This window comes from Bradyrhizobium sp. 2S1 (assembly GCF_011516625.5).
Classification (GTDB): domain Bacteria; phylum Pseudomonadota; class Alphaproteobacteria; order Rhizobiales; family Xanthobacteraceae; genus Bradyrhizobium; species Bradyrhizobium septentrionale.
In genome coordinates this window covers 4,539,684-4,563,827 of sequence record NZ_CP147717.1, presented here as the reverse complement: position 1 = coordinate 4,563,827, position 24,144 = coordinate 4,539,684, and the positions used below count along the sequence as shown (strand labels likewise).

General features: G+C 63.8%; 24 protein-coding genes and 2 pseudogenes. 19 read left to right on the top strand and 7 right to left on the bottom strand.

Annotated elements, in window-relative coordinates; genetic code table 11:
- Positions 1 to 69 precede the first annotated feature (69 nt).
- On the top strand, positions 70 to 1,272 hold the full coding sequence (locus HAP54_RS21555; RefSeq protein WP_166303658.1) for an alpha/beta hydrolase: 1,203 nt from the start codon (positions 70 to 72) through the stop codon (positions 1,270 to 1,272).
- 52 nt (positions 1,273 to 1,324) lie between these two features.
- On the opposite strand, the gene HAP54_RS21550 is transcribed toward HAP54_RS21555, so the two are convergent.
- Positions 1,325 to 1,804 carry an Lrp/AsnC family transcriptional regulator gene (locus HAP54_RS21550; RefSeq protein WP_029081984.1) on the bottom strand — a complete coding sequence of 160 codons (480 nt, stop codon included), beginning with the start codon at positions 1,802 to 1,804 and terminating at the stop codon, positions 1,325 to 1,327.
- A 283-nt stretch (positions 1,805 to 2,087) separates the two neighbouring features.
- Between HAP54_RS21550 and trxB the strand changes: the two genes are divergently transcribed.
- From trxB to HAP54_RS21505, 9 genes and pseudogenes are all read left to right on the top strand, one after another.
- Complete coding sequence (gene trxB, locus HAP54_RS21545; RefSeq protein WP_166303655.1) at positions 2,088 to 3,053, top strand: thioredoxin-disulfide reductase; 966 nt, start codon at positions 2,088 to 2,090, stop codon at positions 3,051 to 3,053.
- A gap of 2 nt (positions 3,054 to 3,055) precedes the next feature.
- Positions 3,056 to 3,976, top strand: coding sequence for a LysR family transcriptional regulator (locus tag HAP54_RS21540; protein ID WP_029081982.1), 921 nt, complete (start codon positions 3,056 to 3,058; stop codon positions 3,974 to 3,976).
- 537 nt (positions 3,977 to 4,513) lie between these two features.
- Positions 4,514 to 4,963: pseudogene (locus HAP54_RS21535) on the top strand (dihydrodipicolinate synthase family protein); the annotation flags it as partial.
- 59 nt (positions 4,964 to 5,022) lie between these two features.
- Positions 5,023 to 5,418 carry an IS66-like element accessory protein TnpA gene (gene tnpA, locus HAP54_RS21530; RefSeq protein WP_166202956.1) on the top strand — a complete coding sequence of 132 codons (396 nt, stop codon included), beginning with the start codon at positions 5,023 to 5,025 and terminating at the stop codon, positions 5,416 to 5,418.
- Complete coding sequence (gene tnpB / locus HAP54_RS21525; protein ID WP_166293648.1) at positions 5,415 to 5,633, top strand: IS66 family insertion sequence element accessory protein TnpB; 219 nt, start codon at positions 5,415 to 5,417, stop codon at positions 5,631 to 5,633. The genes tnpA and tnpB (HAP54_RS21525) overlap by 4 nt, the downstream gene beginning before the upstream one ends.
- Positions 5,634 to 6,194: 561 nt before the next feature.
- Positions 6,195 to 7,421, top strand: coding sequence for a group II intron reverse transcriptase/maturase (gene ltrA, locus HAP54_RS21520; RefSeq protein WP_166306448.1), 1,227 nt, complete (start codon positions 6,195 to 6,197; stop codon positions 7,419 to 7,421).
- A 33-nt stretch (positions 7,422 to 7,454) separates the two neighbouring features.
- Positions 7,455 to 7,649, top strand: coding sequence for an IS66 family insertion sequence element accessory protein TnpB (tnpB, locus tag HAP54_RS21515; protein ID WP_166293650.1), 195 nt, complete (start codon positions 7,455 to 7,457; stop codon positions 7,647 to 7,649).
- Positions 7,650 to 7,695: 46 nt separating this feature from the next.
- Positions 7,696 to 9,369, top strand: a complete 1,674-nt coding sequence (tnpC, locus tag HAP54_RS21510) for an IS66 family transposase (RefSeq protein WP_166205228.1) — start codon at positions 7,696 to 7,698, stop codon at positions 9,367 to 9,369.
- Positions 9,370 to 9,451: 82 nt separating this feature from the next.
- A pseudogene (locus HAP54_RS21505) lies at positions 9,452 to 9,928 on the top strand (dihydrodipicolinate synthase family protein); the annotation flags it as partial.
- Between the two features lie 105 nt (positions 9,929 to 10,033).
- Here the strand turns inward: HAP54_RS21505 and HAP54_RS21500 are convergent.
- A complete protein-coding gene (locus HAP54_RS21500; protein WP_166303652.1) occupies positions 10,034 to 12,427 on the bottom strand; it encodes a heavy metal translocating P-type ATPase in 2,394 nt (797 codons plus the stop codon).
- A 65-nt stretch (positions 12,428 to 12,492) separates the two neighbouring features.
- Between HAP54_RS21500 and HAP54_RS21495 the strand changes: the two genes are divergently transcribed.
- Complete coding sequence (locus tag HAP54_RS21495) at positions 12,493 to 12,768, top strand: metal-sensitive transcriptional regulator (RefSeq protein WP_029081978.1); 276 nt, start codon at positions 12,493 to 12,495, stop codon at positions 12,766 to 12,768.
- 217 nt (positions 12,769 to 12,985) lie between these two features.
- Here the strand turns inward: HAP54_RS21495 and ychF are convergent, their stop codons facing one another.
- The 4 genes from ychF to HAP54_RS21475 all read right to left on the bottom strand — a co-directional run bounded on the left by ychF (position 12,986) and on the right by HAP54_RS21475 (position 16,155).
- Positions 12,986 to 14,083 carry a redox-regulated ATPase YchF gene (gene ychF, locus HAP54_RS21490; RefSeq protein WP_166303649.1) on the bottom strand — a complete coding sequence of 366 codons (1,098 nt, stop codon included), beginning with the start codon at positions 14,081 to 14,083 and terminating at the stop codon, positions 12,986 to 12,988.
- Between the two features lie 123 nt (positions 14,084 to 14,206).
- Positions 14,207 to 14,818 (bottom strand): aminoacyl-tRNA hydrolase, encoded by a 612-nt coding sequence (pth, locus tag HAP54_RS21485; protein ID WP_166303646.1) that lies wholly within the window; start codon positions 14,816 to 14,818, stop codon positions 14,207 to 14,209.
- A gap of 55 nt (positions 14,819 to 14,873) precedes the next feature.
- Positions 14,874 to 15,590 (bottom strand): 50S ribosomal protein L25/general stress protein Ctc, encoded by a 717-nt coding sequence (locus HAP54_RS21480; RefSeq protein WP_166303643.1) that lies wholly within the window; start codon positions 15,588 to 15,590, stop codon positions 14,874 to 14,876.
- Positions 15,591 to 15,891: 301 nt separating this feature from the next.
- The gene (locus HAP54_RS21475; protein ID WP_166308225.1) at positions 15,892 to 16,155 is read right to left on the bottom strand and encodes an accessory factor UbiK family protein; all 264 of its coding nucleotides are present in this window, start codon (positions 16,153 to 16,155) and stop codon (positions 15,892 to 15,894) included.
- A gap of 177 nt (positions 16,156 to 16,332) precedes the next feature.
- Here HAP54_RS21475 and HAP54_RS21470 point away from each other — a divergent pair, with 177 nt between their 5' ends.
- The 8 genes from HAP54_RS21470 to HAP54_RS21435 all read left to right on the top strand — a co-directional run bounded on the left by HAP54_RS21470 (position 16,333) and on the right by HAP54_RS21435 (position 23,175).
- Positions 16,333 to 17,064, top strand: a complete 732-nt coding sequence (locus tag HAP54_RS21470; RefSeq protein ID WP_166303640.1) for a dienelactone hydrolase family protein — start codon at positions 16,333 to 16,335, stop codon at positions 17,062 to 17,064.
- A 16-nt stretch (positions 17,065 to 17,080) separates the two neighbouring features.
- Positions 17,081 to 17,572, top strand: coding sequence for a GNAT family N-acetyltransferase (locus tag HAP54_RS21465; RefSeq protein ID WP_166303637.1), 492 nt, complete (start codon positions 17,081 to 17,083; stop codon positions 17,570 to 17,572).
- A gap of 5 nt (positions 17,573 to 17,577) precedes the next feature.
- Entirely contained in the window at positions 17,578 to 18,420 is an 843-nt protein-coding gene (lgt, locus tag HAP54_RS21460; RefSeq protein WP_166303634.1) for a prolipoprotein diacylglyceryl transferase, read from the top strand.
- Positions 18,421 to 18,503: 83 nt separating this feature from the next.
- A complete protein-coding gene (locus HAP54_RS21455; protein WP_166308222.1) occupies positions 18,504 to 19,562 on the top strand; it encodes a class I SAM-dependent methyltransferase in 1,059 nt (352 codons plus the stop codon).
- Entirely contained in the window at positions 19,559 to 20,326 is a 768-nt protein-coding gene (gene pgeF / locus HAP54_RS21450) for a peptidoglycan editing factor PgeF (RefSeq protein WP_166303631.1), read from the top strand. Before HAP54_RS21455 ends, pgeF begins: the two co-directional genes overlap by 4 nt.
- 73 nt (positions 20,327 to 20,399) lie before the next feature.
- Positions 20,400 to 21,332 carry a MerR family transcriptional regulator gene (locus HAP54_RS21445; RefSeq protein ID WP_166303629.1) on the top strand — a complete coding sequence of 311 codons (933 nt, stop codon included), beginning with the start codon at positions 20,400 to 20,402 and terminating at the stop codon, positions 21,330 to 21,332.
- 102 nt (positions 21,333 to 21,434) lie between these two features.
- A complete protein-coding gene (locus tag HAP54_RS21440; RefSeq protein ID WP_166303626.1) occupies positions 21,435 to 22,043 on the top strand; it encodes a hypothetical protein in 609 nt (202 codons plus the stop codon).
- Positions 22,044 to 22,221: 178 nt separating this feature from the next.
- Entirely contained in the window at positions 22,222 to 23,175 is a 954-nt protein-coding gene (locus tag HAP54_RS21435; RefSeq protein WP_166303623.1) for a ribose-phosphate pyrophosphokinase, read from the top strand.
- Positions 23,176 to 23,336: 161 nt separating this feature from the next.
- Here HAP54_RS21435 and HAP54_RS21430 read toward each other — a convergent pair whose 3' ends face one another.
- Positions 23,337 to 24,143, bottom strand: a complete 807-nt coding sequence (locus HAP54_RS21430) for an SDR family NAD(P)-dependent oxidoreductase (RefSeq protein ID WP_166303619.1) — start codon at positions 24,141 to 24,143, stop codon at positions 23,337 to 23,339.
- Position 24,144: the final 1 nt, after the last annotated feature.

Sequence of the window (24,144 nt, the reverse complement as noted above, 5' to 3'; positions counted from 1 at the left end):
GGATTTCAGGATCAGCGTCGTAAGATTTCCCGGTAAACTATCGATCCGTTTGCAGATTCGAGTTGCTGGATGATTCAACGACGGCACGTCTTCCACATTGGTGGTTACGATCCAATCACTCCAGAAGAGCAGGTTGAACGCTTGCGCCGCTCGCTGTCGAGCTTCGAAAAGATTTGGGGCGCCTCTTCACGGCTGTCGGAAATCGCGAACGCATCTGCAATCAATGCTTCATGCAACCTGGAAGCATGGGGACCGAACTGGAAAACCTGCATCACCTTCGAGATGCTCCGCTGGGACGATCTTATCCGGCGCGATTCCGGAGTCGGGATGGTACCTCGGCTGGTTCAGTCCACGGTCGCGCTATTCGACTTCATCTTGACCGGAACAGTATTCAGATATGCGATCGCAAGCTGGAAATACGCTCTCTTCTTCCTCTTTCCATATTGCTGTTTGCTGTTGATTGCACTTTGCAGCGCCGGGCTATCCTATCTGGTGGTCAGGCCGATACCCGCTACATTCTGGGTAGAGCAGTTGCTGCTTGGCATTTTTCTATCACTTGCCATCTTCATCAGCGCGGTGCTCTGGATTGGACCCAAGCGTCGGATAAATCACATTCTCGACGACGCTATTTTTTCCCACCAGTTTCTTTACGGGCAAAGAAGCGAAGTTGATGAACGACTCAACGATTTTGCGGCCGTGATATCAAGAAAAGCTCGGGCCGCAGACGTTGATGAAATTCTGATTGTTGGCCATTCCCTCGGCGCTGCGCTCTCGATAGCGGCGGTCGCGCGCGCGCTAAAGTTGGATCCTCTGCTTGAAACGCGAGGACCGAAGTTGTGCATTCTCACTATAGGCGCCACTATTCCCAAATTCTCGTTGCATGCGATGGGCAACCAAATACGGGAAGCGGCACAACTTGTAGCTGGAACGCCTGCCGTCGGCTGGGTCGAATATCAGGCACGAGATGACGCAATCAGTTTCTATCGCTTCGACCCCGTCACGCTGAAACGTATCGGTCGAGACCATTCAGAAGGGCGCCCAAAGATTCGGCGCGTCCAAATACATTCAATGGTGGATCCGATCCGCTTCAGACGTCATCGATTCAACTTTATGCAGATGCATTATCAGTTCTTGATGGGAAACGACCGGCGCTCGGTCTACGACTACTGCGTGATTACTTGCGGCCCGCTCGAGTTCAACGTCGCGACTTCACCGTCCGGGGCTGTTGAACTATTCGAGGCAAACGGTTCGGTGATGACAGCCCGAAATTGAGTAGACTCTTCGCTCCAGCCAACGCATCGCCCCGAAATGACGCGCCACGGCGCTAGCCCGCCGCCTTCAGTCCCAGCGGCACTGCGGCTTCGTACTTCGAATTGTGCAGCACCAGCGAGGTCCTGACGTTGCGCACATGCGGCGCGGCCGTCAGGTGCGTGACGAAATCCTGGAACGTCGCCATGTCGGGGGCGACGCATTTGAGGATAAAATCAACTTCGCCCGACAGCATCCAGCATTCCCGCACCAACGGCTCGGCGCGCACGAAATTCTCGAAGGCGCGCAGATCGGCATCGGCTTGGCTCGACAGATGCACCGAGGCGAACACCGTGACGTCGTAGCCGAGGCGGCGCGGATCGAGCAGACCGCGATATCCCTGGATGTAGCCTTCCTCCTCCAGCGCCCGGACCCTGCGCAGGCAGGGCGGCGGCGAGATACCGACGCGTTTGGCCAGTTCCACGTTGGTGATTCGGCCATCAGCCTGGATCTCGGCGAGGATTTTGAGGTCGATCTCGTCAAGGTTCTTCGACACGCGACTACAGTTCCCCTGGGGTTTGGAAGGCTTGGCAGGTCTGCCGGTAACTCTCATAGCGCAGCCAGCCCACCTTGCGCAATTTTATTGCGCGTGCAGCGCAGGATTTCGCGATTGTGACCTTCAGTTCCGGGGAAAAATTGCTGCCATGGATTGCAAATCTTGCATAGCTTCCCAGATATCCTAGACTTGGATTTGACACTTTTGGCGCCGCCGTGACCGTTTCCGGGGCGCTTCCCGCACAAGTCCTTGATCAAAATCCCCAAAAGAGAGGGATCTCGCAATGCCCGCGCCTACCCATGCCAAGGTCGTCATCATCGGGTCCGGCCCCGCCGGTTACACCGCAGCGATCTACGCGGCGCGCGCGATGCTCGAACCGATCCTGATCCAGGGCATTCAGCCGGGCGGGCAGCTCGTCATCACCACCGACGTGGAAAACTATCCCGGCTTCGCGGACGTTATCCAAGGCCCTTGGCTGATGGAGCAGATGGAGAAGCAGGCAGCCCATGTCGGCACCAAGATCGTCACCGACCTCGTCACCAAGCTGGAGCTCGGCCAGCGGCCGTTCCGCCTGACCTGCGACTCCGGCGACGTCTATCTCGCCGAGACCGTCGTCCTCGCCACCGGCGCCCAGGCGCGCTGGCTCGGGCTTCCCTCGGAAGAGAAATTTCAGGGCGGCGGCGTGTCGGCCTGCGCGACCTGCGACGGCTTCTTCTACCGCGGCAAGGAGGTCGTGGTGGTCGGCGGTGGCAACACCGCAGTCGAGGAAGCGCTGTACCTGACCAACCACGCCTCCCAGGTCACCATCGTGCATCGCCGCAATCATTTCCGCGCCGAGCGCATCCTGCAGGAGCGGCTGTTCAAGCATCCCAAGATCAAGGTGGTGTGGGACTCCGCGATCGACGAGATCTGCGGTTCGGAGAATCCGAGCAAGGTCACCCATGTGCGGCTGAAGAACGTCAAGACCGGCGCGCTGACGAACCTCAAGACCGACGGCGTCTTCGTCGCGATCGGCCATGCGCCGGCGACCGAGCTCGTCAAAGGCCAGATCAAGCTGAAACCGTCGGGCTATGTCGAGGTGGCGCCGAACTCCACGGCGACTTCGGTGCCCGGCCTGTTCGCCGCAGGCGACGTGGCGGACGAAACCTTTCGGCAGGCGGTCACCGCCGCCGGCCTCGGCTGCATGGCAGCGCTCGAGGCGGAACGCTTCCTGGCTCTTCGCGCGAGCGATCGCGCAGCGGCGGAATAATCATGGCACGATCTCGCGACGGATTTACAGATATGGATTGGGACAAGCTGAAGGTCTTTCACGCAGCGGCTGAGGCTGGCAGCTTCACGCATGCCGGCGAACAGCTCGGCCTGTCGCAATCGGCAGTCTCCCGCCAGGTCAGCGCGCTGGAGCAGGAGCTCTCGGTTTCGCTGTTTCACCGCCATGCCCGCGGCCTTATCCTCACCGAACAGGGCGACCTGTTGTTCCGCACCGCGCATGACGTGTTCATGCAGTTGCAGGCGGCCCGCGCCAAGCTCACCGACAGCCGCGAGCGGCCGAGCGGCGACCTCAAGATCACGACGCCGCCCGCGCTCGGCATCAACTGGCTGATCCCGCGGCTCGACGAGTTCGTTGCGCTCTATCCGGACATCCGGATTTCGCTGATCGTCACCGACGAGGATCTCGACCTGTCGATGCGCGAGGCTGATGTCGCGATCCGCACCCGCAAGCCGACCCAGCCGGACCTGATCCAGCGCAAGCTGTTCTCGATCGGCTTCCATGCCTATTGCTCGCCGGAATACATCAAGCGCTTCGGTACGCCGCGGACGCTGGATGATCTCGACTCGCACCGCATCATCATGCTCGGTGACTCGCAGGTGCCGCCGCATCTGCAGAACCGCAGCTGGCTGATCGATGCCGGCCGCAACGGCTCCGGTCCGCGCGAGCCCTACTTCAAGGTCAACAACATCCTGGGCCTCGTGCGCGCCTGCCAGCAGGGCCTCGGCATCGCCGCGCTGCCGGACTATCTGGTCGAACAGAACAACCTCGTGCAGCTGTTCGGCGAGTCCGACTCGATCGCGCTCGACACCTACTTCGTCTATCCAGAAGAGCTGAAGACGGTGGCCCGGGTGCAGGTGTTCCGCGACTTCGTGGTCAGCAAGGCGCAGCGCTGGCCGTCCTGATTAAGCCGCCCTTATGGGCTGGGTTATGGGCTTTCCGCGCTGCCCCAAGAGGCCCCTGAATCTCCGCATGACTGACATGCGACCTGGATAGTTGCTGCAGGGCGCCGATGGGGATCATATTGTTTACACGCTGAGCGGTCGCGTCGCGCATATGTCCCCCTCCTCCAGTGGCGCGGAAGTTCAGTAATCCCTCTTGGAAGGTGATTGTGTCGGCCTCACGTGGCCAATACCTTAAGCCGGGCTCTCTCGAGCCCGGCTTTTTTTCATCGCCGTGTCTTTTCATCGCTATGTCACGCTCAACCCTGCCGCACGCCCCGGTCAGCGCGCGCATTGACAACAACCTCGCAGCGCAGCATCATTGTCCCATGATCACGACTTCGTGCGCCGCTCTGTCGTCGAAAAAAGGTCCCCTCCCGGGGACACGAGATCGCGCGCGATAAGATCACCTTCGCATTCAAACCGATCCCGAAACCCCGCCGCCTGGACGGGGTTTTTTGTTGGTCCCGTCTCCGGCTTTGCCCTTTTAGGAGATGGAACATGACTGACTTACACCAGCAATTGCAGGGCCTCTGGCTGCCCCTGATCACGCCATTCCGCGACGGCGAGCTCGACGTCACCTCGCTGCGCCGCCTCGTGCGGCATTACGCCAGCGGCCCGGTCGACGGCTTCATCCTCGGCGCAACGTCCGGTGAAGGCATGGCGCTCAGCACCGATGAACTCGAGGGGTTGGTGAGCGTCGTGCTCGCCGAGCTCAGTGCCAACTCCCGCCATCTGCCGGTCGTTCTCGGGCTCTCCGGCGCCTCAACGGCCCGGATGAAGCATGCGCTGGATGACACCGCCGACTGGCCGATCAACGGCTATCTGATCGCGAGCCCCTACTACACCCGCCCGTCGCAACGCGGGCTCGTGCAGCACTTCAACGCGCTCGCCGATCATGCGGCATGGCCCATCGTGCTCTACAACATTCCCTATCGCACGGCGGTGAACCGTATCCGTCCGAGGGCGGCCGTCTTGCGAGTTTTTCCGATCTGTAGCTGACTGTCCTTATGGACGGACATAAGGACAGTGCGGTGCTGAGCCGCATGGATTTGGTGGAGACCGGTCGGCGGCGACGCTGGACGCGTGCGGAGAAGCTCAGAATCGTAGAGGAGAGCTTCTCGGGGCCACGACTGGTGTCGGCGACGGCTCGCCGGTATGGGATATCACGTCAGCTTCTGCTGAGCTGGCGCAAGGCTTGGACCTGTCATGATCCGGCCGAAGAGGATTCGATCGGCCCGACATTCGTCCCTGCGATAGTTGCGGCAAGTACGCCGCCAACGACGGAAGCTGTCGAGACAGGTCAGATCGAAATCGTGAGCCCTCAGGGGCTGCGCGTGGTCTTCGGCCCCGGTGCGGATATCGAGGCGGTCGTTCGAATTGCTCGGGGCCTGGCGCGCCGATGATCCCGATCCCGATGGGCGTGCGGGTGTGGCTGGCGACGGGCCATACCGACATGCGGTGCGGCTTTCCGAGCCTGGCTCTGCGCGTGCAGGAAGTGCTCAAGCGCGACGCCATGGGCGGCGGTCTTTTCTGCTTCCGGGGCAAACGCGGTGATCTATTGAAGGTCATTTGGCACGGTGTGCTGCAGAGCATGAAGGAGGTGAATAACCGAATTTAATGCGTACAGCTTTATGAGAGATGGAGGATGGCCCTCCTGCATCGGCGTTTCAGGCGCAGATGCAAAACCACGACACTGTGGCTTCGCTTAAAAGGCGCGGTCATGAGCAAGTGTTGCAAAAGTCCCGGGTGTACGGGGCAGGTAAGTATCCAGAAGGCGAGCGAAAGCGAATCTTCCGATGACGCGTCGAAAATTACTAAGGCGTCGCCAAAATCAGGGGCGCGTGCCATCCCTGAGATCAATCCGTGAGGCGCCTGGATTACTGCGCGGATGGCGACCGGCGTTTAGGGGACGCGATCTGGATACAGGCTCTTGTAGAGAACTGCAGGAACCAGTCGTTGTGATGCCAAGGGAGAAGTTCAAGCGGCGCACACCGCGAGACGAGAGTACCGAAGCACAACACTGGGGCGGATCGGCTCGTAGTAGTGATGAAGGTGCTGTAATGGGACTGGAGCGAAGGGGCCGAAACAAGTGGGTTGCTCCCATATGCAACTGTGATGAGCAGGAGGACATGTGAGTGTAACCGGACGTAAGCAGTACGATATCGACAAGCAGACAGTGATGAAGGCCTACCGATTGGTCAAAGCCAATGCGGGCTCGGCCGGCGTGGATAAGGTGTCGCTCGAAGCTTTTGAGAAGGACTTGAAGGGCAACCTTTACAAGGTCTGGAATCGAATGTCTTCTGGCAGCTACTTTCCACCTGCCGTTCGGGCTGTCTCCATTCCCAAGAAGAACGGCGGGCAACGCATTCTAGGTGTGCCGACAGTAGCAGATCGCGTGGCGCAAACGGTCGTCAAGCTGCAGATTGAACAAGCACTCGAGGAAATCTTCCTTCCCGATTCCTACGGCTACCGGCCCGGAAAATCCGCGCTGGACGCCGTCGGCGTCACCCGGCAACGGTGCTGGAGGATGGACTGGGTGCTGGAGTTCGACATCAAAGGCCTGTTCGACAATATCAGCCACAAGTTGCTTATGAAGGCCGTCAGGAAGCATGTGCAAGACGAATGGGCTCTGCTCTACATCGAACGCTGGCTAACAGCGCCGATGCAAGACAGAGACGGAGCGATCACCGCTCGCGACCGGGGCACACCCCAAGGCGGCGTGATCAGTCCCGTCCTTGCCAATTTGTTCTTGCATTATGCGTTCGATACATGGATGGCGCGGAACTTCCCGCAGTCGCCGTGGTGTCGATACGCGGACGACGGGCTCGTTCATTGCCGAACCAAGGCTGAAGCGGAAGCCATCAAGGCGGCGCTGCAAGCAAGGTTTAAGGAATGCGAACTCGAAATGCATCCCGACAAGACCAAGATCGTCTACTGCAAAGACAGCAATCGCCCGGGTAGCCATGCCAGTCAGTCATTTGACTTTCTGGGATTTACCTTTCGACCGCGCAGGGCAAGAAACCATCAGAAGAAAGAAAACTTCTGTACGTTCTCGCCAGCGGTCAGCAGGGCGGCGATGACGTCTATGCGTATGACGATCCGGCAGCTCCGCCTCAGGCTTCGCTCGCAGACGGAAGTCGACGCAATTGCCTTGGAACTGAACCCCGTCCTTCGTGGATGGAGGCAGTACTACGGCAGATATGGGCGGTCAGAAATGCACAACCTGTATCGATATGTCGACGAATCTCTTAACCGCTGGGCGCGACGCAAATACAAAGGGCTGAAGAATGGAAAAGTCAGAGCCTCCACCTGGCTCAGATTGATCCGCTGCCGCAGGCCGAAGCTGTTCGCTCATTGGGCGATGTTGAGTTCTGCCTCGTTACTTGTTGAGAGCCGTATGACGTGAGAGCGTCACGTACGGTTCGGAGAGCGGCTCCGGGTGCAACCCCCGGGGCCGACTCACCATGGCCAGGGCGCCTGCTTGTTCACCAAAAGACTCGAGAGAGGCAGGTTCATCTGGCCATCGGTTGCTGGTGAATCGGTAACGATCTCTCCGGCGCAGTTGAGCTATCTGTTGTCCGGGATCGATTGGCGCAACCCTCAAGAAACCCAGCGTCCGACGCGGGTCGGATAGTCGTTTTACGGTTTGAATCTGCTGCTCGATCTGATTCAATGGCTCCATGATATCGAAGCCGGATGATCTTCCATCGGACCTTGTCAGTGCCCTGGCGGCGCTGCAGGCCGAGCGTGAGGCGCGACAGAAAGCCGAGGCGAAGGCCGCCAACTGGCAGGCGCAAGCCGCGAATGCGCAGGCGAAACTGTCGGATACCGAGGCGCTGATCGCTCATCTCGAGTTGCGCATCGAGAAGCTGAAACGCGAACTGCACGGGCAGCGATCCGAGCGCTCGGCACGGCTGCTCGAGCAGTTGGAGTTGGAGCTCGAAGAACTCGTCACCACGGCGAGCGAGGATGAGCTTGCCGCACAGGCCGCAGCGGCGAAGACGCAGAACGTCCGCCCCTTCATGCGCAAGCGGCCGGTGCGCAAGCCATGGCCTGACGATATCGAACGCGAGCGCGTCGTCATTGAGACTCCAACGACCTGCGCCTGCTGCGGTGGATCGCGGCTGGCGAAGATCGGTGAGGATGTGACCAAGACGCTGGAGGAGATCCCGCGCCGCTTCAAGCTGATCGAGACGGTACGCGAGAAGTTCACCTGCCGCGATTGCGAGAAGATCAGCCAGCCGCCCGCGCCGTTCCATGCCACGCCGCGCGGCTTCATCGGCCCACAATTGCTGGCGACGATCCTGTTCGACAAGTTCGGCATGCATATCCCGCTCAACCGCCAGAGTGCGCGCTTTAAGGCCGAGGGGATCGACCTGCCGTTGTCGACGCTGGCCGACCAGGTCGGCCACGGGACCTTCGCCGTCATGCCGCTCTTCCACTTGATCGAACGCCACGTGCTCGCTGCCGAGCGCCTTCATGGCGACGACACCACCATCCGTATTCTGGCGAAGGGCAAGTGCACGACCGGGCGGATCTGGACTTATGTGCGGGATGACCGGCCGTTCGCCGGGCCTGCGCCGCCGGCAGCGGTCTATTACGCCTCGAGCGACCGACGAGGCGAGCATCCACAGAGACATCTGGCCGCCTTCGCCGGCATCTTGCAGGCGGATTGCTACAGCGGCTTCGAGCCGCTGTTCGACCCGCAGAAGAAGGCGCTGCCGATTACGCCGGCGTTTTGCGTGGCCCATGCGCGGCGGGGCTTCTTCGAGCTGGCTGATATCGAGAAAAATGCTCGGGAAGGCAAGAAAGGCAAACCGGTCTCCCCGATCGCGCTGGAGGCTGTCAGACGCCTCGATACGTTGTTCGAGATCGAGCGCGCCATCAACGGCCGCGGTGCCGGCGAGCGGCGTGCCGCTCGCCAGGAACAGAGTAAGTCACTTCTCGAGGACATGCATGCCTGGCTGCTCCGCGAGCGCGAAACCCTCTCGCGTTCCTCCGAGGTCCTGAAGCCGATTAACTACATGCTCAGGCGCTGGGACGGCTTCGCCCGCTTCCTCGACGACGGCAGGATCTGCTTGACCAACAATTGCGCTGAGCGCGCATTGAGAGGCATCGCCTTGGGAAGGCGCAACTGGACCTTCGCCGGCAGCCAGCGCGGCGCCGACCGTGCCGCCATCATGCTGACGATGATCACGACCTGTCGCCTCAACGACGTCGATCCCAAGGCCTGGCTCGCCGACGTCCTGGCCCGTATCGCCGATCATCCCGCATCGCGTCTGCACGAGCTCTTGCCCTGGGAATGGAAGCTCCTGCGCCAGGCCGACAAGCCAGCCAATCAGCAGGCCGCCTGACCTTCACCCTTCACCCAATGCCATCATAGACCTCGCCGTGCCCGCGCGCATGCGTCAATCAGGCGGCCTCCGTCGTATGCGTACGGTGAACCTCACCAACGAGACGTTGCTGACGCTCGCGGAACATCCCAACATCGCCGGCATGAAGGATTGCTGCGCCGACCGCGCGCAGTCGATCGACTTCCTCAGCGGGCGGCCGTCGGGCTTTCGCGTGCTGACCGGCGAGGATGCACAGACATTCGATGCACTCTCCGACGGCGCCGACGGCGCGATCCTGCTGTCCGCACATCTGGAAACAAATATTTTCGCTTCGATCCGCACGTTGTTGCGGCAGGGCCAGCGCGACGCGGCGCTGGCCGCCTGGCAGAGCGTGGTCGGCCTGACCCGGCTGCTGTTCGCCGAGCCGAGCCCCGCGCCGGCCAAGCACTGGCTGTGGCGGCAGGGGCTGATCGACAGTCCCGAGGTGCGGCTGCCGATGGTGGAGGTGAGCGAGGATCTCGCAACCTGGCTTGATGCCGAGATGGAGCGGCGCGCACAGCTTCTACTGCAGCCGGCATAGCTCCCGTAGCCCGGATGCAGCGAAGCGAAATCCGGGGTCGTCAGCACGTGGTGAGACCGGCCCCGGATTGCGCTACGCTTCATCCGGGCTACCGATCTCGTCAGTTTAATCCAGCTTCACCCTCGCGAGCCTCAGCGCGTTGCCGATCACGCTGACCGAGGACAGCGCCATTGCTGCTGCGGCGACGATCGGCGACAGCAGGATGCCGAACAGCGGATACAGCACGCCGGCCGCGATCGGTACGCCGGCGGCGTTGTAGACGAAGGCAAACGCCAAATTCTGGCGGATGTTGCGCATAGTCCCGACCGACAATCGCCGCGCGCGGACGAGGCCCATCAGGTCTCCGGTCAAGAGCGTGATGCCGGCGCTCTCGATCGCGACATCGGTGCCGCCACCCATCGCGATGCCGACATCGGCGGCGGCCAGCGCCGGCGCGTCATTGACGCCGTCGCCCGCCATCGCGACGACACGGCCCTCGCCGCGCAGCCGCTGCACGACCTCGCTCTTGCGCTCCGGCAGGACGCCGGCCTCGATTTCGTCGATGCCAAGCGTCTTCGCCACCGCGCGCGCGGTGGTCTCATTGTCGCCGGTCAGCATCACGATGCGCAGGCCCTCGGCGCGCAGCGCCTGCAGCGCGTTGGCTGCCGACGCCTTGACCGGATCGGCAATCGCGATCGCGCCGGCGATGCGGCCGTCGACCGCGACATAGATCGCAGTGGCGCCGTCCCGGCGTGCCGCCTCGGCGGCCTGGTCGAGCGCTGCCGTGGCGATCTTCAGGTCGCCCATCAGTACGGCGTTGCCGAGTGCAATCTGCCTGCCCTCGACGGTGCCAGTCGCGCCCTTGCCGGAGGGCGAGGCGAAGTTGCTCACGGTGACGGAACCGAGCTTGCGCTCCTTCGCCGCAGAGATGATCGCCTGCGCCAGCGGATGCTCGCTGCCCTGCTCGACGCCGGCGGCAAGGCGCAGCAGATCGTTCTCGTCGAACCCTTCGGCGGCAATGATGCGCACGACCTTCGGCTTGCCCTCGGTCAGCGTGCCGGTCTTGTCGATGACCAGCGTGTCGACCGCCTCCATCCGTTCGAGTGCCTGTGCGTCGCGGATCAGGATGCCGGAACGCGCGCCACGGCCGACGCCGACCATGATCGACATCGGCGTTGCCAACCCGAGCGCGCAGGGGCAGGCGATGATCAGCACGGTCACGGCAGCAACCAGCGCAAAGGTCAGGCGCGGCTCCGGACCGAACACCGTCCAGGCGATGAAGGCGAGCACGGCTGTGGCGATCACCGCCGGCACGAACCAGCCGGCGACACGATCGGCAAGCCGCTGGATCGGCGCGCGCGAGCGCTGCGCCTTCGCCACCATGTCGACGATGCGCGACAGCATGGTATCCCGGCCGATCTTCTCGGCACGCATCACTAGGCCGCCGCTCCGGTTGACGGTGCCACCGATCACGCTCTCGCCCTCGGCCTTCGTGACCGGCATCGATTCACCCGTCACCATGGATTCGTCGATCACCGCGTTGCCCTCGATGACGACGCCGTCCACCGGAACCTTCTCGCCCGGGCGCACGCGCAGCCGATCGCCGACCTTGATCGCATCGATGTCGATGTCCTCGTCACCGTGATCCGTGATGCGCCGCGCCGTCTTGGGCGCAAGGCCGAGCAGCGCGCGGATCGCGCCCGAGGTCTGCGCGCGGGCACGCAATTCCAGCACCTGGCCGAGCAGCACCAGCACCGTGATCACGGCCGCCGCCTCGAAATACACCGCGACCGCGCCGTGCATGCCGCGGAAGGCCGGCGGGAACAGCTGCGGCGCCAGCGTGGCGACCACGCTGTAGACATAGGCGACACCAACACCCATCGCGATCAACGTGAACATGTTGAGATTGCGCGTGACCAGCGACTGCCAGCCGCGCACGAAGAACGGCGCGCCGGCCCACAGCACGACCGGCGTCGCGAGCACGAAGGAGATCCAGTTCGACCAGTCCTGCGGCACCAGATGCCCCAGCCCGAGATGGCCGCCCATCTCGAGCACGAACACGGGCAGCGTCAGCGCCAGCGCGATCCAGAACCGCCGGACCATGTCGATCAATTCGGGATCCGGCCCGTCGTCGAGCGAGATTTGCTCGGGCTCGAGCGCCATGCCGCAGATCGGGCAGGAGCCGGGGCCGACCTGACGTACCTCGGGATGCATCGGGCAGGTGTAGATCGTGCCCGCGGGCGCCGGCGGCTCCGGCTCGCGCGGCTTCAGGAATTTCTCCGGCTCGGCCTCGAAGCGCTCGCGGCAGCGGCCGCTGCAGAACAGATACTCCTCACCCTTGTAGCTGAAGCGGTGCTTGGCGGTCGCCGGGTTGACCTTCATGCCGCACACCGGATCGATCGCGAACGCCGTCTCGGCCGGCGCGGCGTCGTGATCATGCTTGCCGCCGCAGCAGGCATGCGCGGCCGCGCCATGATGGTGATGATCCGCGTGCGAATGGTCGTGCTCTGCGTGTGCCACGAGACTCTTCCCGGCCGGTATCCCGGCCTCTTGATTAATATACCCTAGGGGGGTATATGAGACCTATGAGAGAAGAGGTCAAGACATCCTGTTTAAAACGGCTCAAACGGATCGAGGGTCAGATCCGCGGGTTGGCCGCCATGGTCGAGGACGACCGCTATTGCATCGACGTGGTGACGCAGATCGCCGCCGCGCGCGCGGCGTTGCGCCGCGTCGAGGAGGAGGTCCTGCGCGATCATGTGGCGCATTGCGTGGAGCATGCGATCTCGTCCGGCGACAAGGCCGACCAGCGGCGCAAGATCACCGAGCTGATGGACGTGATCGGCCGCGCGGACCGTTAGCGCGCAGCCGTTCTACGGGCGCTAACCTCGCCGCTTCCGACGGAGTCGAGAGCGGCGCCTCACATTCCGTGTCGTCCCGGCGAAAGCCGGGCCCCATAACCACAGGGAGTGGTTGTTTGTGCGAGGTGGGGCCCCAGCGTGCTTCATAACCACGGCCGGTGGTTATGGGTCCCGGGTCGCGCTTCGCTCGCCCGGGACGACGTGGGAAAGATCAAGCTCAGGTGTTGAAGCGGAAATGCATGACGTCGCCGTCGGCGACGACGTAGTCCTTGCCTTCAAGCCGCAGCTTGCCTGCATCGCGCGCACCGGCTTCGCCGTTGCCGGCGATGTAATCCGCGTACGCGATGGTCTCGGCGCGGATAAAGCCCTTCTCGAAATCGGTATGGATCACGCCGGCGGCGGCCGGCGCCTTGGTGCCGCGGTCGATGGTCCAGGCACGCGCTTCCTTCGGGCCGACGGTGAAATAGGTGATGAGGTCGAGCAGCTGGTAGCCGGCCCGGATCAGCCGATCGAGCCCGGCCTCTTCGAGGCCGAGCGTCTCCAGGAAGTCGACACGCTCCTCGCGCGACAGCGTCGCGATCTCGGATTCGATCTTGGCCGAGATCACGACCGCAACCGCGCCCTCCTCCTTGGCGCGTTCGAACACCGCCTTCGAGAAATTGTTGCCGTCCTTCGCCGAGCCTTCCTCGACGTTGCAGACATAGAGCACCGGCTTCGAGGTCAGGAGCCCGAGCATGCGGAACGCACGCTCCTCCTCCGGCTTGCGCTCCAGCCCGCGCGCCGGCTTGCCGTCGCGCAGCAGCACCAGCGCGCGGTTGACGAGCTCGAGCTGCTCCTTGGCTTCCTTGTCGTTGCCCTTGGCCTTCTTCGACAGGTTGTCGACGCGCTTCTCGAGGCTGTCGAGGTCGGACAGCATCAGCTCGGTCTCGATGGTCTCGATATCGGCGAGCGGCGCGATCTTGCCTTCGACATGGGTGATGTCGGAATCCTCGAAGCAGCGCACCACATGGGCGATGGCGTCGACTTCGCGGATGTTGGCGAGGAACTGGTTGCCGAGGCCTTCGCCCTGCGACGCGCCGCGCACCAGGCCCGCGATATCGACGAAGGTCAGCCGGGTCGGGATGATCTGCGCGGACTTGGCGATCGCCGACAGCTTCTCCAGCCGCGGATCGGGCACCGCCACCTCGCCGACATTCGGCTCGATGGTGCAGAACGGATAGTTCGCCGCCTGGGCAGCCGCCGTCTCGGTCAGCGCATTGAACAGCGTCGACTTGCCGACGTTAGGCAGCCCGACGATCCCGCATTTGAATCCCATGTCTTCCTCAACGTTCTCTGGTTTGTCATGGCCGGGCTCGTCCCGGCCATCCACGTCTTTCTGCGCAACTGGCACCAAAGACGTGGATGCCCGGCACAAGGCCGGGCATGACGACAAGGGAAATCAGGCTGGCTCGCCGCCGTTCTCACCCTTGTCGAAAAATCCCTTGGCCTGCATCGTCAGATGCACCTTGTTGGCGAACGAGGCGTCGTGCCCCGTCGCCAGCAGGCCGGCATTGTCGGCGATGGCCTGGCACAAGGCCTCCACCCACGCCCGGTCGCTCTTGGCGAAGTCCGACAGTACGTGGCTGTGCACGAGCTCCCTGACGCCGGGATGACCGATCCCGATCCGCACGCGCCGATATTCGTTGCCGATATGCGCGGAGATCGAGCGCAGCCCGTTATGGCCGGCGATCCCGCCGCCGATCTTGACGCGCACCTTGCCGGGCGGCAGTTCGAGCTCGTCCTGGAACACGGTGATGTCGGAGGGGGCAAGCTTGAAGAAGTTCGCCGCTTCCTGCACTGCGCGCCCGGAGTCGTTCATGTAGGTGGTCGGCTTCAGCAGCACGACCTTCTCACGGTCGACCACGCCTTCGGAGGTCTCGCCCTGAAAGCGACGGCGCCATGGTGCGAAACCATGACGCCGTGCAATCTCGTCGACCGCCAGGAAGCCGATATTGTGCCGGTTGCTGGCGTATTTCGCGCCGGGATTACCGAGACCGACAAAAAGGCGCATGGCGCGGCATCCCGCGTCGGCGCGCCATCAGATGATTGCGCGCCGACCTGATCGATTACTTCTTCTTGTCGCCACCGCCGGCGGGAGCCTTGGCACCCGCGGCCGGGGCCGCAGCACCTGCAGCCGGAGCCGCCGCAGCGGCCGGAGCAGCACCCGCGGCCGGAGCCGCAGCGCCACCTGCAGCCGCGGCCTTCTGCTCTTCGGCGTAGCCGGACGGCGGCACGATGGTGACCAGCGTTGCGTCCTCGCGGGTCAGCGACTTCACACCCGCGGGCAGCTTGACCTCGGAGAGATGCAGCGAGTAGCTGATCTCGAGCGCGCCGACATCGGCCTCGATATATTGCGGGATGTTGTCGACCGAGCACTCGAGGTCGAGCGTGTGGGTGACGATGTTGACGGTGCCACCGCGCTTGACGCCCGGCGAGCTTTCGCCGTTCACGATGTGCAGCGGCACGCTGACGCGGATGGTGGCGCCTTCGCCGAGCCGCATGAAGTCGACATGGAGCGGGAAGTCCTTCACCGGATCGAGGTGGAAGTCGCGCGGAATCACGCGGTGCTTCTTGCCCTCGAGGTCGATGTCATAGATCGTGGTCAGGAACCGGCCCGCCAGGATGCGCTGGCGCAGTTCACGATCGTCGACCGAGATGGTGACGGGGGGTTGGTTGTCTCCGTAGATCACTCCGGGAACTCTCCCGGCGCGACGCTCTGCCCGGGCGGCCCCCTTGCCGCTCTTCGGACGCGCGGTCGCCTTCAATTCCTTGACGGTCGCCATAGCGTTAAGTCCTTGTATTTAAAAAGTTAAAGGCCGCAGCGCGGCCCATGCTCAGGTCCACAGCAAGCCTCCAGGGGTGCGGGGGCCGCGGACGTGGCGGGCTTTTAGCCCCAAAGGGCCGAAATGACAAGGAAATGAAGGGATTTTTCTGCGGGCCTAGCTGCGCCCCCAATCTGTCATGCCCGGGCAGAAGCGCGAAGCGCGTCTTCGCGCTAGATGACCCGGCATCCATCAAAAAGAGGACTCTCTCGTAGGAGGATGGATGGCCGGGTCAGGCCCGGCCATGACGATCGGAGCAAGATCAGCTCGCGCCGCCTACCCCGAGCTTGGCTTCCAGCGCCGCGATCCGGGCCTTCAGCGCCTCGTTCTCCTCGCGTGCCAGGCGGGCCATGTCCTTGACCGCGTCGAATTCCTCGCGCTTGACCACGTCGAGGTCGCGCAGGATGCGTTCGGCCTGGTTGCGCATGACGGTGTCGACCTCGCGCTTGACGCCCTGCGCAGCGCCGGCGGCGTCGTTCATCAGACGGCCGATCTCATCGAAAAACCGGTTGCTGGTCTGGGTCATCTCGCAAAACTCTCCGCGTTCACTGGATTGCCAGAAGACAATGGCGATCCCCGCCATCCGGTTCAAGTCCGCCGCGAATGGCAGACCTTGCGGCAGCTTGCCTTGTCATGCTCCGGTTTCCTTGCAATCGTATGAACTCACAACAGAAATCGCACACATAACGCGAGCAGGAACGCCATGATCGAGCATACCGTCGAGATCGAGACCAAGGACGGCAAGACCACCACCTTCATCACCCATCCCGAGCGCGGCGGCCCCTTCCCTGTCGTCATCTTCTACATGGATGCGCCGGCGATCCGCGAGGAGCTGCGCGACATGGCGCGGCGGCTCGGCACGTCAGGCTATTATGTGATGCTGCCCAACATGTATTACCGCGCCGGCGTGATGGAGCTCGGCCCAATCAATCCCGATCCGGAATCGCCGGAGCGCAAGCGCATGTTCGAGCTGATGCACTCGCTCAACATTCCGCTGGTCATGGAAGACACCAGGGGCCTGCTCGCCTATGCCGAGACGCAGAAGGCCGCCAACACCAAGATCATCGGCACGGTCGGCTATTGCATGAGCGGCCGTTACGCCGTCAACGCGGCGACGCATTTTCCCGACAGGGTCAAGGCCGCCGCCTCGGTCTACGGCACGCATCTGGCAACCGACCAGCCCGACAGCCCGCATCTCGCCGCGCAGAAGACCAGGGCCGAGCTCTATTTCGCCTGCGCCGAGACCGACATCTACGCGCCGGCGGAGATCATCGAGCAGGTGAAGGCCGGCATGAAGGGCTCGACCAACGAGGTCGAGATTTATCCCGGCACCCATCACGGCTTCGCCTTCCCCAAGCGCCCGGTCTATGACCGCGACGCCGCCGAACGCCATTGGGAGCGGCTGCTCGCGCTCTATCGCCGCAATCTGGTTTGAGGCCTGAACCACGCGGATGGCCGACAGCGTACGAATTCGAGATTATCGAAGCTCCGATGCTGACGAGGTGAACCGGCTTGCGGTTACAGCCTTCGACCAATTCCGCGATGCCTTCCACGACAGGCCGGCGATGCGCGCCGGCCTGTCAAGAACCTCCGAGCTGAGTTCCGGCGGCGAGATCATCGCCGCCGACCTGGGTGACCGGCTTGCCGGCGCGGTCGGCTATTTTGGGCGCGGCGTCAAAAAGGCCGCATTCTTCGATCAGGCATGGCCGATCATTCGCATGCTGGTCGTCGACCCCGTCGACAGGGGGAAAGGACTCGGGCATGCGTTGACGTCGGAATGCTTTGCCAGAGCGCGGCGCGACCGGTGCCAGACCATCGCGCTTCACACGAGCCCCATCATGACGGTCGCCCTGCCGATGTATCTCAGGATGGGGTTCAGCAAGCTGCATGACGCCCCGCCCATTCACGGCGTGCCCTACGCCGTCTACACGAAAGTGCTCTGATCCAAATGCCGTTCCTGCTGATCGACTTTCCGGTGTTCAACCCCGTGGCGCTCTCGCTCGGGCCGATCGTGATCCGCTGGTATGCGCTCGCTTATATCGTCGGCATCGTGCTGGGCTGGGTCTATGCCCGCTCACTGATCAAGAAAGAGCGGCTGTGGGGCGGCCCGGCGCCGATCACGCTGCCGCAGCTCGACGATTTCATCCTCTGGGTCACGATCGGCATCATCGTCGGCGGCCGCACCGGCTATGTGCTGTTCTACAACCTGCCCTTCTTCATGGCGCATCCGGGTGAGATCCTCGAATTGTGGAAGGGCGGCATGTCGTTCCACGGCGGCTTCCTCGGCTGCGTTGCCGCGGTGATGCTGTTTGCCCGCCGCAACAACATTTCGATCCTGTCGCTCGGCGACATCACCACCGCGGTGGCGCCGATCGGGCTGTTCCTCGGCCGGCTCGCCAATTTCATCAACAGCGAATTGTGGGGCCGTCACGCCGAGGCGAGCCTGCCCTGGGCCATGATCTTCCCCAATGGCGGACCGCTGCCGCGGCATCCGAGCCAGCTCTACGAGGCCGGGCTTGAGGGCATCGTGCTTTTCGTGGCGCTGGCCATCATGATCCGGATGGGGGCGCTGAAGCGGCCCGGCCTGATCCTCGGCAGCTTCATCACGATCTATGGCATTGCCCGCATCATCGGCGAGCACTTCAGGGAGCCCGACCCACAGCTCGGATTCCTGTGGGGCGGATTAACCATGGGTATGCTGCTGTCGGTGCCAATGATTATTGTAGGCGTCATCATCATCAGGGCCTCCGTCCGTCGCAAGGCGAACGGACCGGCCCCGACTGCAACCTAAGCAAGTTCAATCCAAGGAACGCCGTGAGCGAACCCTCCCCGTTGCTGGACGAGATCAGGAAGCTGATCAAATTGTCCGGGCCGATGCCGGTCTGGCGCTACATGGAATTGTGCCTGATGCATCCGCAGTACGGCTACTATTTGTCGCGCGATCCGCTCGGCCGCGAGGGCGATTTCACCACGGCGCCCGAGGTCAGCCAGATGTTCGGCGAACTGCTCGGGCTGTGGAGCGCCTCGATCTGGCGCGCGATCGGCTCGCCGGAGACGCTGCGCCTGATCGAGCTCGGGCCCGGCCGCGGCACCATGATGGCCGACGCGCTGCGGGCGCTTCGCGTGGTGCCGCCGCTCTACCAGTCGCTCAGCATCCACCTCGTCGAGGTCAATCCGGTGCTGCGGGAGAAGCAGTACGAGACCCTGACGGGCGTGCGCAACATCACCTGGCACGACAGCATCGACGACGTGCCCGAGGGGCCGGCGGTGATCCTCGCCAACGAATATTTCGACGTGCTGCCGATCCACCAGATGGTCCGCCGCGAGACCGGCTGGCACGAGCGCACGGTCGGGATGGATGCCAATGGCAGCCTGTATTTCGCTCCCGCTCCCGAGCCCACGCCGCACTTCGAGGTGCTGCTGCCGCCGCTGGTGCGCGCCGCCCCGCTCGGCGCGGTGTTCGAATGGCGGCCCGACAACGAGATCATGAAGCTCGCAACGCGGGTGCGTGACCAGGACGGCGCCGCGCTGATCATCGATTACGGCCATCTGCGCAGCGACGCCGGCGACACCTTCCAGGCGATCGCGCGCCATAGCTTCGCCGACCCGCTGAAGAACCCGGGACAGGCCGACATCACGGCGCATGTCGATTTCCAGGCCCTGGCGCGGGCCGCCGAGGATGTCGGCGCGCGCGTCCACGGGCCGGCGACGCAGGGTGACTTCCTCAAGCGCCTCGGCGTCGAGGCCCGCGCCGCCGGATTGATGGCGAAGGCAAGCCCCGAAATGTCCGCCGACATCGCCGGTGCGCTGAAGCGCCTGACCGATTCCGGGCGCGGCGGGATGGGCTCGATGTTCAAGACGATGGCCATCTCCGACCCGCGCCTCACCTCGATCGCCGGACTGAGCGATCAGCCTGACGAGACCGAACAATGACATTGGGATCATCGCTGCTGTCGGCCATTCCGGGCCTGCGCCACGCCTTCTTCTCGCGCGAGGGCGGCGTCTCGGAGGGCATCTATGCCGCCCTCAACGGCGGGCTCGGCTCCAACGACGATCCGGCCAGGGTTGCGGAGAACCGGCGGCGGATGGCCGCGCAACTCGGCGTGCCGCTGGATCACCTGATCAGCGTGCATCAGGTCCACTCGCCCGACGTCGTCGTCGTGGACCGCCCGTGGAATGGCGCGCCGCGCCCGAAGGCGGATGCGCTCGTCACACGCACCGAAGGGCTTGCGATATCGGTCACCACCGCCGACTGCGGCCCGATCCTGTTCGTCGATCCCAACGCGCGGGTGATCGGCGCTGCGCATGCCGGTTGGAAGGGCGCGCTGACCGGCATCCTGGAATCGACCATCGATGCGATGGAAAAGCTCGGTGCCGAGCGCGGCGGCATCGTCGCGGCGATCGGGCCGATGATCCGCAAGGAGTCCTACGAGGTCGGCAACGAATTCGTCGAGCGCTTCATCGAGGCCGATGCCGAGAACGGCGTGTTCTTCCTGCCCGGCGAGCGCGACGGACACGCGATGTTCGATCTCGCCGGCTTCATCCGGATGCGGCTGGAGAATGCCGGCGTGCTGATGATCGACGATCTCGGCATCGACACCTATTCCGACGAACGCTGCTTCAGCTACCGCCGCTCGGTGCATCGCAAGGAAGCCGATTACGGCCGGCACGTTCACGCCATCGCGCTGGAACGCTGAGACGAGCATTTTTAGCCGTCGCTGTGCGATAACGTCTTGACTCTCCACCTGCTGGAGACCGGACAAGCGGCGCATGACACAACGCACCTACAGCATCGGCGAGGCGGCGCGGCTCAGCGGCATCAGTGTCCGCAAGCTCCGCTTCTATTCGGACCAGGGATTGCTGCCGCCGGCCGGCCGCACCGCGAGCGGCTATAGCGTCTTCACCGACGACGAACTGGTTCGCCTCGACCTGATCCGCTGCCTGCGCGATGCGGGGCTCGGTCTCGACGCCATCCGTGAGGTCCTGACCAAGGAGCTCTCGCTGGTCGAGGCGCTCAAGCTCCGCCTCGATACGCTGGAAGCGGAGATCGCGGCACAGCGCCGCGTCGCCTCGGCCCTGCGGGCTGCGTTGCGTTCACCGCAACTCACCGAAGCAGACTTGAGGAGATACCTGACCATGACCCAGCTGTCCCGCACCGAGCGCCGCAACGTCGTCGAACGCTTTTTCGAGAAAGTGTCCGACGGCATCAACATCGACCGGAATTGGGTCCGGCAGATGATCGAAACCAGCGTGCCCGAATTGCCCGACGAGCCGACGCCCGCGCAATGCGACGCCTGGATCGAGCTTTCGGAGATGCTCAATGATCCCTCCCTTGTCGCCAACCTCCGTGCCAACGCTGAGGACGTCTGGAATCACCGCGTGCTGGATCTCGCCGCCTGGCAACAGGCCAACGAGACCGTGCTGGCGAGGGCCAAAGAGATCATCGCGCGCGACCTCGGACCGACGTCGGAGGCAGGCCAGGCGCTGGCGCGCGACTGGCTCGAGACGTCGGCGCGATTGCTGAAACGCGAACCCGACCAGGAATTCCGCAACTGGATCGGCGGCAAATATGCGCTGCATGACGACCGCGCGGCGCGTTACTGGGAGCTCGTCGCCATCATGCGCGGGCAGTCGCCGGACGCGAGCCCGAACCGGGAATGGGCCTGGATCACCGCAGCCATGCGGCACCATCTCTCTGACTGAGCAGGGAAATCCGAAACCTCGTGGCGCAGCCGCCGGATCGGTTAAGGGCTGTGGCCCTCCTGCCCTAGACGTTAAGCCATTTTAACGATATCGCAGGACGCAATGAGGGAAGCGTCAAACCACCAGTTTCAAACTGGGACAGCCGTGCGCGCCGCGCTCGCCGTCACGTGGATTGCGATCGCGTGCGCGCTTGGCGGATGCGCGGCCGGCGGCAATGTGGCCGATTCCTATGCCATGGCCACACCGGCGACGAGTGGCGCGACCGTTTCGTTCGAATCGATCGACGGCCCGCCGCCCCAGGTGTTCGACCGCATGGTCGGCGTGCTCGATAGCGAATCCAAGCTGCGCAGCCTGTCGGTCGTGTCGCGCCAGGGCGCCGCGGCCTACCGCGTGCGGAGCTATCTGTCGGCACAGGTGGTGCGCGGCCGCACGATGATCGCGTGGGTGTGGGACGTCTACGACAGCAATCAGCAACACGCCCTCCGCCTCTCCGGCGAGGAGCCCGCAGGCAAGCCCGGCCGCGACGCCTGGGCCCCCGCCGACGATCTGGTGCTGCGCAGGATCGCCCAGGCCGGGTTCAGCGGCCTGTCCAGCATGATCAATGGCGGCCCGGCGCCCGCCCCGGCCCCGGAGCTCCGCGGGCCGACCGTCGCGAGCGCCCCGGCCCCCGCCATGGCCGAGACCGTGGCGCTCGGCTATTCCGCCAATTAGACCCCGTTATGTCCCGGAGACAGGCGTTTTTGCCCAGGAAAACGGCGGCGAAAGCGGGCTAATGGGTTGCCAGCCAAGCCGCCTCCCTGATATTCCCTCGCGCACCGAAAACCCGCCGGTTCTGTAAGGACTTGAGATGCTGAACGTCGTATCCAGCAAGGCGCGGGGGGAAGCATCGATGTCGGCAAAGAACGGATCAATCAAGCTCGTCGCCGGCAACTCCAATCCTGCGCTGGCGCAGGACATCGCCAAGGGCCTTGGCATCGAACTGACCAAGGCCGTGGTCCGGCGCTTCGCCGACATGGAGATCTTCGTCGAGATCCAGGAGAACGTCCGCGGCTCGGACATGTTCATCCTGCAGTCGACGTCGTATCCGGCGAACGACAATTTGATGGAGCTTTTGATCATCACCGATGCGCTGCGCCGTTCCTCGGCGCGCCGCATCACCGCGGTGGTGCCCTATTTCGGCTACGCCAGGCAGGATCGCAGGTCCGGCTCGCGGACGCCGATCTCGGCCAAGCTCGTCGCCAATCTGATCGCGCACGCCGGCGTCGATCGCGTCATGACGCTCGACCTGCACGCCGGCCAGATCCAGGGCTTCTTCGACATCCCGGTCGACAATCTGTTCGCGGCGCCGCTGATGGTGCGCGATATCAGAGAAAAGTTCGACCTCGCCAAGGTGATGGTGGTGTCGCCGGACGTCGGCGGCGTGGCGCGCGCGCGTGGCCTCGCCAAGCGCATCAACACCCCGCTCGCGATCGTCGACAAGCGCCGCGAGCGCCCCGGTGAATCCGAAGTGATGAACGTGATCGGCGACGTCGCCGGCTACAATTGCATCCTGGTCGACGACATCGTCGATTCCGGCGGCACGCTGGTGAACGCGGCCGAGGCGCTGATCGCCCACGGCGCCAAGGAGGTCTCGGCCTACATCACCCACGGCGTGCTGTCGGGCGGCGCCGCCGCGCGCATCGCATCGTCGCGGCTGAAGGAACTGGTCATCACCGACTCGATCCTGCCGACCGAAGCCGTCAACAAGGCACCGAACATCCGCCAAATCTCGGTCGCCGGCCTGATCGCCGAAGCGATCGGCCGCACCGCGGCGGAAGAGTCGGTCTCCAGCCTGTTCGATTAAGACCAGTACTTGCCGTCGTCCCGGCGAAAGCCGGGACCCATTACCCCAACTGGAAATTGCTTTGCTCCGCTGGGGCGATAACCCCTTTCACTCCCTAGAACGGTGGTTATGGGTCCCGGCTCAAGGCCGGGACGACACCGAGTTTGCGGGTGCCGCGCGCCCTAAAACCCCGGCCGCGGCACGTGGCTCATCAGCGTCCGCGCATAGCCGCCATCGACGATGATCTCCTCACCATTGACGTAGGACGAGCGGTCGCTCGCCAGGAACAGGATCGCATCCGCCATATCCTGCGGCGCGCCGATCCGGCGCATCGGCACCACGGCGGTGCGCCGCTCGGTGACCCCAGGCGTATCGTAGAAGGCCTGGCTCATCGGCGTCACGACGAGGCCCGGGCTGACCACATTGCTGCGGATGCCGTGCGGCCCCCATTCGGCAGCGAGCTGCTGCGACAGCATCACGACGCCGGCCTTGCTGACGCTGTAGGCGCCGCTCTGCCCCTGCGCATTGCTGGCGGCGATCGAGGCGACGTGGATGAGGCTGCCGCCGCGCGCTTTACGCATCTGGCCGCCGAACGACTGCGCGCAGATGAAATAGCCAGTGAGATTGACCGCCAGCACCGCGTTCCATTCTGCGAGCGGGAGCGTATCGAGCCCACCGGGACGCAGCACCGCCGCGGTGTTGACGAGGATGTCACAAGCCCCAAGCGTGCGCTCGACGGCGCCAGCGGCCGCCGCGACACTTTCAGCGCTGGTCGTGTCGCAGCTCGCGACGAGGTGACCATCGCCGAACTCGCCAAGCTTTGCCTTGGTCTCGGCAAGCCCGCGCTCGTCGCGATCGAGGGCTGCGACCCTGGCGCCGGCGCGCGCGAAGCTGACCGCAGTGGCGCGGCCGATGCCGCCGCCTCCGCCGGTGACGACAGCAACGCGACCCGACAGGCCGAGCCAGTCGGAGGAGCCTTCCTTGGTCATG

What these genes read in the sequence shown, in the direction of transcription:
- HAP54_RS21555 (WP_166303658.1), top strand. Translation starts at nt 70, where the DNA reads ATGATTCAACGACGGCACGTCTTCCACATTGGTGGTTACGATCCAATC.
- trxB (WP_166303655.1), top strand. Translation starts at nt 2,088, where the DNA reads ATGCCCGCGCCTACCCATGCCAAGGTCGTCATCATCGGGTCCGGCCCC.
- HAP54_RS21540 (WP_029081982.1), top strand. Translation starts at nt 3,056, where the DNA reads ATGGCACGATCTCGCGACGGATTTACAGATATGGATTGGGACAAGCTG.
- tnpA (WP_166202956.1), top strand. Translation starts at nt 5,023, where the DNA reads ATGGACGGACATAAGGACAGTGCGGTGCTGAGCCGCATGGATTTGGTG.
- tnpB (WP_166293648.1), top strand. Translation starts at nt 5,415, where the DNA reads ATGATCCCGATCCCGATGGGCGTGCGGGTGTGGCTGGCGACGGGCCAT.
- ltrA (WP_166306448.1), top strand. Translation starts at nt 6,195, where the DNA reads ATGAAGGCCTACCGATTGGTCAAAGCCAATGCGGGCTCGGCCGGCGTG.
- tnpC (WP_166205228.1), top strand. Translation starts at nt 7,696, where the DNA reads ATGATATCGAAGCCGGATGATCTTCCATCGGACCTTGTCAGTGCCCTG.
- HAP54_RS21495 (WP_029081978.1), top strand. Translation starts at nt 12,493, where the DNA reads ATGAGAGAAGAGGTCAAGACATCCTGTTTAAAACGGCTCAAACGGATC.
- ychF (WP_166303649.1), bottom strand. Translation starts at nt 14,083, where the DNA reads ATGGGATTCAAATGCGGGATCGTCGGGCTGCCTAACGTCGGCAAGTCG.
- pth (WP_166303646.1), bottom strand. Translation starts at nt 14,818, where the DNA reads ATGCGCCTTTTTGTCGGTCTCGGTAATCCCGGCGCGAAATACGCCAGC.
- HAP54_RS21480 (WP_166303643.1), bottom strand. Translation starts at nt 15,590, where the DNA reads ATGGCGACCGTCAAGGAATTGAAGGCGACCGCGCGTCCGAAGAGCGGC.
- HAP54_RS21475 (WP_166308225.1), bottom strand. Translation starts at nt 16,155, where the DNA reads ATGACCCAGACCAGCAACCGGTTTTTCGATGAGATCGGCCGTCTGATG.
- HAP54_RS21470 (WP_166303640.1), top strand. Translation starts at nt 16,333, where the DNA reads ATGATCGAGCATACCGTCGAGATCGAGACCAAGGACGGCAAGACCACC.
- HAP54_RS21465 (WP_166303637.1), top strand. Translation starts at nt 17,081, where the DNA reads ATGGCCGACAGCGTACGAATTCGAGATTATCGAAGCTCCGATGCTGAC.
- lgt (WP_166303634.1), top strand. Translation starts at nt 17,578, where the DNA reads ATGCCGTTCCTGCTGATCGACTTTCCGGTGTTCAACCCCGTGGCGCTC.
- HAP54_RS21455 (WP_166308222.1), top strand. Translation starts at nt 18,504, where the DNA reads ATGCCGGTCTGGCGCTACATGGAATTGTGCCTGATGCATCCGCAGTAC.
- pgeF (WP_166303631.1), top strand. Translation starts at nt 19,559, where the DNA reads ATGACATTGGGATCATCGCTGCTGTCGGCCATTCCGGGCCTGCGCCAC.
- HAP54_RS21445 (WP_166303629.1), top strand. Translation starts at nt 20,400, where the DNA reads ATGACACAACGCACCTACAGCATCGGCGAGGCGGCGCGGCTCAGCGGC.
- HAP54_RS21440 (WP_166303626.1), top strand. Translation starts at nt 21,435, where the DNA reads ATGAGGGAAGCGTCAAACCACCAGTTTCAAACTGGGACAGCCGTGCGC.
- HAP54_RS21435 (WP_166303623.1), top strand. Translation starts at nt 22,222, where the DNA reads ATGTCGGCAAAGAACGGATCAATCAAGCTCGTCGCCGGCAACTCCAAT.
- HAP54_RS21430 (WP_166303619.1), bottom strand. Translation starts at nt 24,143, where the DNA reads ATGACCAAGGAAGGCTCCTCCGACTGGCTCGGCCTGTCGGGTCGCGTT.